Genomic DNA, 4,201 nt, shown 5'->3' with positions numbered 1-4,201 from the left:
ACATCGCCGGTGACGAGGTGATAGGGCAGCCCGAGCGAGGCCGAGACCGCAAGCAAGGTGCGATACTGGAAGGCCTCATAGCTGCTGCCGACATCGGCCGGAGACGAGAACTTCACGTCTTCGCCTGGCAAGAGCACCTGCATGGTGCCGGGCTCGAGGCTGGCAATGGCCGCCCCGTCCAGATCGGCTTCGGCCTCACCCATCATCGGGTCTTCCGGCGCGGTCTTGGTGATGAAGCCCGCGAACATCGCCGCGGTCTTCTTCCGGTCGAGTTCGGCGTCGTCGTACTGGTCGAGCAGGAAGAGCCGCACCATCGCCGGGGCCACATGCGGCAGGCCCCGGATCTGGCCCGCGTCGATGGGCCGGTAGATGTGCAGCACATCCGCGGCCGGTACGCGCACCGTCTCAGGGATCACCGCGCCCTGGTCGGTGCTGTCACCGGGATGGCGGCGGCGGAAGTGATAGGCGACCCGCCGGCCAATCAGATCGAACTCGATCCCGCAGCGGATGCGGTTGCCATTGGCCGCCGTTTCCGTCTTCTCGAAGGGCAGCATCTCGGATTGCAGGAGTTGCAATTGCAGCGGGACCAGCAGCCCGTCCTCGGCGCGCCGCGGGCGCAGGCGGACGAAGCATTCGCCGGCGACGAACATCTCGCGCGCCACCATGGCCTGCAGCCCGTAGAAGTCGGTCAGACCGTCGGCATCGGCCTCGTCGGTCCAGGCGAGCCAGAGCCGCTGCACCCGGTTGCGCAGGTCGGCCTCCCCGATCAGCGAGGAGGGCTTGATCCCGTCGCCCACGAGGTTCGCGGCAAAGGCTTCGCAGGCGTTCGCCGCATAGCCGTTGGTCACCACCAACTCGCGGGAGCGTGCCAGCAGCCGGGGACCACCCGAGGCGACCAGCGCGTTGATGTTTTCGAGCGGCGGATTCCAGCCACGCAACCGGCGTTTCGCCATGGCGCCTTCGAGGCGGGCGCGCATGGCAGCCGGGCCGCCGGCGGACCGACGGCGAAAGCGATCGAAGAGGCCCATGTTGCTCAGAGGCCCTTGGTCGCCGTTACGCGCACATGGCGCACCATGCGTCGGCCCTCGGCCGCGGCGATCTCGCGATCGAGCGCCTCGATGGCCCGGTCGATCTCGGCCAGGCTCCGATAGTCGACCGTCTTGCCGTCATAGCTGACGCGGGCCACGCCGGAGGAGCGCTGAGTGGTGAGCGCGTCGCGGCGGGCGCGGAGTTCTGCAGCCGTGGCCATTGGTCTTTCCTGTCGGCAAATGCGCCTGTGGCGCAGGTTGGTTGGTTGGGATATGTCCCGGCCATGACACAAGGCATGGAGAGTCGATCGTGACCCCCGAAGAGATCTTCACCGCACTCGCCGCCCCCGAAGGGTTTCCGCGCACCGCCATGATTGCGGCCGGCGAGCGCCGGGAGGAGATGATCCCGGTGTTTCTCGACCTGATCCACCGCCTTCGCCGCGCCGGGCCGGATACGGTTGCGGAAGATGATCTTTCAGTCTTCCTGTTCGCCTATTTCCTGCTCGGTGAGTGGCGCGATGCCGCAGCCTACAGGCCGCTCGCCGGGCTGCTGAGGCGCGACACCGATTTTCTCGAGGTCGTGCTCGGCGACGCATTGACCGAAGGCACCTCCCGGGTCATCGCCGGGGTGTTCGACGGCGATCTGGCGCCAATCCTCGAGGTCATCGAAGATCCTGCTGCCGACGTTTTTGTGCGGAGCCAGATGATCGACGCGCTCGTCATGATCGCGCGCAGCCATCCGGACAAGGCGCCCGACATCAAGGCCTACATGGAGACCTTCCATTCCACCGACATGGAGAAGCCGGAAGAGCTATGGGATACCTGGGCCTTCGCAGTGGCCGAACTCGGCCTCGCCCATCTCGAGCCCATGGTTGTCCAGGCCTACGAAGACGAATGGATTTCCCCGGACCTTTCGACAGTCGACGATTTCCGGAACACCCTGCGGGAGGCGATCGAAAACGGCACGTCCAGCTGGTTTCACCGAAGCCGCAATACCCGCCCCATCGAGAGCGCCGTCGACGAACTGTCCGGCTGGTACTGCTTTTCCGACAAGTACCAGCAGGATCGAAAGCAACGAGGCTATCGCGACGACTGGCTGTACGACTTCGCCAGCGAACCCTTCCAGCGCGAGATGCCCAAGGTCGGCCGCAACGATCCCTGTCCTTGTGGCAGCGGCAAGAAGTTCAAGAAGTGCTGCCTGCATTGAACGATCTGGCCCTCGCGGCTCACCCCATGTAACTCGATCGCGCGACGCGCCGGACATGTGCCCTGCGGGTCGGTTGCTGTGTCGTGACTGAGGCGTTGTCCCTGGTGTCGTTGACCGCGAACTGCGCTGCCAGTTCCTCCCAACGGGCCTCCGACCATCGATCCGCGCCGAGGATCCACGCAGCCGCCCTTGCATAGACCCGGCAATCCAGCGCCTCGTTGCGCTCGCGCAGCTTCTGCCACTCGAGTTTTGCGAAGCCGCGTTTGGTCTTGACCGTGACCAGTTGCTCAGCCGTCAGCTGTTTCAGCCATTCGGCGTCGATCCAGCCCGGCAGATGGATGAAGCCAGGAGGAAACCGCTCTCCATCCGCCGGGCTGGACTCCACCCGCGGCTCAAGCCGCAGGAAACGATATGTCTCCGCCTTGAACGTGGAGGTCGCCACAGACCAGAGCCGCGCGCCACGCCGCAGGCGTTTGCCGGCGATGGTTGCATCCACAAATGTCGGACCTGTCACCGGGCTTGCGCGATTGAAGCCTTCGAGCCCCTTCACCGGCGCGACCTGCGCAAATCCCACCTGCCGCGCCCAGGCATAGACGGCGGCGGTCTCGTAGCCCGTATCGATCGCCAGCCGCGCGATGGTCATTTGCGTGCCGCTCGCGTGCTGCCATGTCCGGCTCAGCAGGTCCGAAAGCTTCTGCCAGCAGGCCGGATCGCCGGGCCCGCCCTCGATCACGATATGATCGACAAGCCAGCTCTGCAGACCCTTGCCCCAGGCCCAGACATCGACCTCGATCCGGTCCTTCTGCACATCGGCGCCGGCGGTCAGGAACAGACCACCTGCCGGCACCGTGCCCGCACGCCAGTCTTCCTTGAGACCCTGCAGCCGCTGCCAGTCCGGGGCCTCGCCGCTTTCCATCCAGGTCTCGCCCAGCGAGGTATTGACGAAGGTCTTCATCGTCTCGTCCCCACCGGCGCGGGCAGACAGAAACGCCTTGGCCATGGCCTCGAGCCGCACCCAGGGCGAATAGATCTCGTTCAGATGGAACCCGGCGGTTCCCGCGAAGGGGGCTTCCGCAATCCAGCGCCCCTTCGAGATGGCCGCCCAGCGGGTCTCATCCTTCCATGGCGCATCACAATCCACGCAATGGTAGCGCGCCGTTTCCGGACGATGGCTGCCATCCTCCGCCTTGTCCCACTTGACCTGCTCCCAGGTCAGCACCTGTTCCGCCCCGCAGGCGGGACATGGCACCCAGAACCGGCGCTGGTCGCTTTCCTCAAAGGCCGCCTCGATCCGGCTCGCGCCCTTGTTCGTCGGCGTCGAGACCAGCACGATCTTGCGGTTCCAGAAGGTCACCGTGCGTTTCTTCGCGAGGTTGACCGGGTCGCCCTCGGCACCGGCGCTGAACGGATAGCGGTCCACCTCGTCGCAGAGCAGCAACCGGATCGGCCGGCTTGCTAGTCCCGAGGGCGCATTGGCCCCGACGATGGTCAGATGCCCACCCGGGAACCGCTTGTGCAGGATCTTGTTGTTGCCATCGCGGGACTTCGGGTTGGCGATCTTGTCCTGCAGACAGGGCGTGTCCCGCGCCATCGGCGAGAAACGGTCCTTCGACCAGGTCTCTGCATCGCGCTCGGTCGGCATCACCACCATGATCGGTGCCGGGTCCTGGTCGATGTGGTAGCCGACACAACAAAGTTGGGTTTCGGTCTTGCCTGTCTGTGCAGATGACATGACAACCACGGTCTCGACACTGGGATCCGAGATCGCATCCATGATGCCGCGCTGATATTCGGCCCGGCTGGTGCGCCATTGGCCCGGCTCGGCGCTGGCTTCAGAGCTCAGCCTCCGGTTCTGGTCCGCCCAGGCGCTGATCGTCAGGTCCGGTGGTGGCCGCAGCACCGCCAGGGCCTTCTCCACCGTCCGCTTCAGGATCGGCGATCCCCTCAAGATCAGTCTCGGTTTCGA

4 protein-coding genes are annotated in these 4,201 nt (G+C 65.4%); 1 reads left to right on the top strand and 3 read right to left on the bottom strand.

All coding sequences use genetic code 11. The annotated features are described in order from the left end of the window. Both MB818_RS21575 and MB818_RS21570 read right to left on the bottom strand, forming a co-directional pair. A partial coding sequence (locus MB818_RS21575) for a phage portal protein (RefSeq protein ID WP_439653309.1) occupies window positions 1–1,028 on the bottom strand: 1,028 nt, incomplete at its 3' end. A 5-nt stretch (window positions 1,029–1,033) separates the two neighbouring features. Further along, complete coding sequence (locus tag MB818_RS21570) at window positions 1,034–1,249, bottom strand: phage head-tail joining protein (RefSeq protein ID WP_238906458.1); 216 nt, start codon at window positions 1,247–1,249, stop codon at window positions 1,034–1,036. A gap of 89 nt (window positions 1,250–1,338) precedes the next feature. Between MB818_RS21570 and MB818_RS21565 the strand changes: the two genes are divergently transcribed. Continuing rightward, the gene (locus tag MB818_RS21565; protein ID WP_369426347.1) at window positions 1,339–2,235 is read left to right on the top strand and encodes a DUF1186 domain-containing protein; all 897 of its coding nucleotides are present in this window, start codon (window positions 1,339–1,341) and stop codon (window positions 2,233–2,235) included. Between the two features lie 19 nt (window positions 2,236–2,254). Here the strand turns inward: MB818_RS21565 and MB818_RS21555 are convergent, their stop codons facing one another. Beyond that, entirely contained in the window at window positions 2,255–4,135 is a 1,881-nt protein-coding gene (locus MB818_RS21555; RefSeq protein ID WP_238906460.1) for a phage terminase large subunit family protein, read from the bottom strand. Window positions 4,136–4,201: the final 66 nt, after the last annotated feature.

Source organism: Ruegeria alba, assembly GCF_022321465.1.
In the GTDB taxonomy this organism is placed as follows: Bacteria; Pseudomonadota; Alphaproteobacteria; order Rhodobacterales; family Rhodobacteraceae; genus Ruegeria_B; species Ruegeria_B alba.
Note: the sequence above shows the minus strand (reverse complement) of the source record. Positions and strands in the feature narration are given on the sequence as shown.

What these genes read in the sequence shown, in the direction of transcription:
- MB818_RS21570 (WP_238906458.1), bottom strand. Translation starts at nt 1,249, where the DNA reads ATGGCCACGGCTGCAGAACTCCGCGCCCGCCGCGACGCGCTCACCACT.